Here is a 2378-nt window from a genome sequence, read left to right as displayed (position 1 = left end):
CGCGGGCCAGCCCTCGGTGCTGCTGCTCGACGAGCCCGCGGCCGGCCTGCGCCACCTCGAGAAGCGCGCGCTGTCCGAGCTGCTCGGCCAACTGCGCGCCGAAGGCCTCGGCATCCTGGTGGTGGAACACGACATGGAGTTCGTGATGAACCTCGCCGACCGCATCACCGTGCTCGAGTTCGGCACCGTGATCGCCACCGGCTCGCCCGCCGAAGTGCAGGCCAACCCGCGCGTGCTCGAGGCCTACCTCGGCGGCGCCGACGACGAACTGCTCGAGGACGCATCGCGATGAGCCAACCCCTGCTTCAACTCGACGGCTTCTGCGTCGCCTACCGCGAGGTGGAGGCGGTGCACAGCGTGCGCCTGCACGTGAACGAAGGCGAGATCGTCACCGTGATCGGCCCGAACGGCGCCGGCAAGACCACGCTGCTGTGCGCGGCGATGGGCCTGCTGCCCTCCACCGGCAGCCTGTCGCTGCAGGGCGAGCGCATCGCGCGCCCCGGCGTCGAGGCCATGGTGGCGCGCGGCGTGGCGCTGGTGCCCGAGCGGCGCGAGCTGTTCGGCGAGATGTCGGTCGAGGACAACCTGCTGCTCGGCGGCTTCTACCAGTGGCGCAAGGGCAAGCGCGACCAGCGCGCGCGCATGGACGAGATCTTCGAGATCTTCCCGCGCCTGAAGGAGCGCCGGCCGCAGATGGCCTCCACGCTCTCGGGCGGCGAGCGCCAGATGCTGGCGATCGGCCGCGCGCTGATGGCGCGCCCGCGCCTGCTGATGCTCGACGAGCCCTCGCTGGGCCTCGCACCGCTGGTGGTGCGCGAGGTGCTGCGCGTGGTGGCGCAGCTGCGCAAGCACGGCGTGTCGGTGCTGCTGGTGGAGCAGAACGCGCGCGCCGCGCTGCAGGTGGCCGATCGCGCCTACGTGCTCGAGATGGGCGCCGTGGCGCTCGAGGGCCCGGCGCGCGAGCTGCTGCACGACCAGCGGATCATCGATACCTACCTGGGCATCGGCAAGAAGGACGACGCCCACTGACCAATGCCTCCCTCCCCCGCCGGGGAGGGCCGGGGTGGGGGCATGAAGGCCTCGACCTCCGCGCAGCCTCGAGCTCCGGGGCTGCACCCATCCCGACCTTCCCCCGCAGGGGAAGGCCCAACACAGAGATAGCAAAGGACCCAGCACCATGAGCACCACCCTCCAAAGCTACATCGCCGGCCGCTGGATCGGCCGCGAGGCCGCGCAGTCGCTGCGCAGCGCCGTCAACGGCCAGGCCATCGCCAGCACGCACGCCGAGGCGATCGACTTCGCCGAGGCGCTGGCCCATGCGCGCCGCGTCGGCATCCCGGCGCTGATGGCGCTCGACTTCCAGCAGCGCGCCGAACGCCTCAAGGCGCTGGCCAAGTACATCGCCGCGAACAAGGAAACCCTCTACGCCGTCTCGGCCCACACCGGCGCGACGCGCGCCGACGGCTGGGTCGACATCGAGGGCGGCGCCGGCACGCTCGCGGCCTACGCGGGCATCGGCAGCAACGAGCTGCCCTCGGGCAACCTGGTGCACGAGGGCCCGGCCTTCCCGCTCGGCAAGAAGGGCGGCTTCGCGGGCACCCACATCCTGGTGCCGCGCGGCGGCGTGGCGGTGCACATCAACGCCTTCAACTTCCCGGTCTGGGGCCTGCTCGAGAAGTTCGCGCCCAGCTTCCTCGCGGGCATGCCCTGCATCGGCAAGCCGGCCACCGCCACCAGCTACCTCACCGAGGCCGTGGTGCGACTGATCGTGCAGTCGGGCATCCTGCCCGAAGGCAGCCTGCAGCTGGTCATCGGCGGCACGGGCGACCTGCTCGACCGCCTCGAGGGCCCCGACGTCGTGACCTTCACCGGCTCGGCCGACACCGCCGCCAAGCTGCGCGTGCATCCGAACCTGGTGCGCCAGTCGATCCCGTTCAACGCCGAGGCCGACTCGCTCAACTGCGCGATCCTCGCGCCCGACGTCACGCCCGACGACGAGGAGTTCGACCTGTTCGTGAAGGAGGTGGCGCGCGAGATGACGGTGAAGGCGGGCCAGAAGTGCACCGCCATCCGCCGCGCCATCGTGCCGCGCCAGCATCTCGACGCCGTGGCCGAGCGCCTGCGCGCGCGGCTGGCCAAGACGGTGGTGGGCGATCCCTCGCGCGAGGAAGTGCGCATGGGCGCGCTGGCATCGCATGCGCAGCAGGCCGACGTGGCCGAGCGCGTGGCCGAGCTGCGCAAGGGCGCCGAGCTGGTGTACGGCGGCGGCGACGGCTTCTCGCCGGTGGGCGAGGGCACGGCCGAGGGCGCCTTCTTCGCGCCCACGCTGCTCCTGAGCCGCAAGCCGCTCGAGCACGACGCGGTGCACGACATCGAGG

3 protein-coding genes are annotated in these 2378 nt (G+C 72.0%); all 3 read left to right on the top strand.

Annotated features, from left to right (window positions below; translation table 11 throughout):
* On the top strand, positions 1-292 hold a 292-nt coding region (locus AC27VN_RS39060; protein ID WP_490880149.1), incomplete at its 5' end, for an ABC transporter ATP-binding protein C-terminal domain-containing protein.
* The gene (locus AC27VN_RS39055; RefSeq protein ID WP_208510732.1) at positions 289-1029 is read left to right on the top strand and encodes an ABC transporter ATP-binding protein; all 741 of its coding nucleotides are present in this window, start codon (positions 289-291) and stop codon (positions 1027-1029) included. The genes AC27VN_RS39060 and AC27VN_RS39055, both read left to right, overlap by 4 nt.
* 148 nt (positions 1030-1177) lie before the next feature.
* Positions 1178-2378 (top strand): 3,4-dehydroadipyl-CoA semialdehyde dehydrogenase (locus AC27VN_RS39050; protein ID WP_490880148.1); only part of this gene is annotated, 1201 nt, incomplete at its 3' end.

It is taken from the genome of Variovorax sp. 20P10.2.4, assembly GCF_058244205.1.
This window is presented reverse-complemented; position numbering and strand designations above follow the sequence as displayed.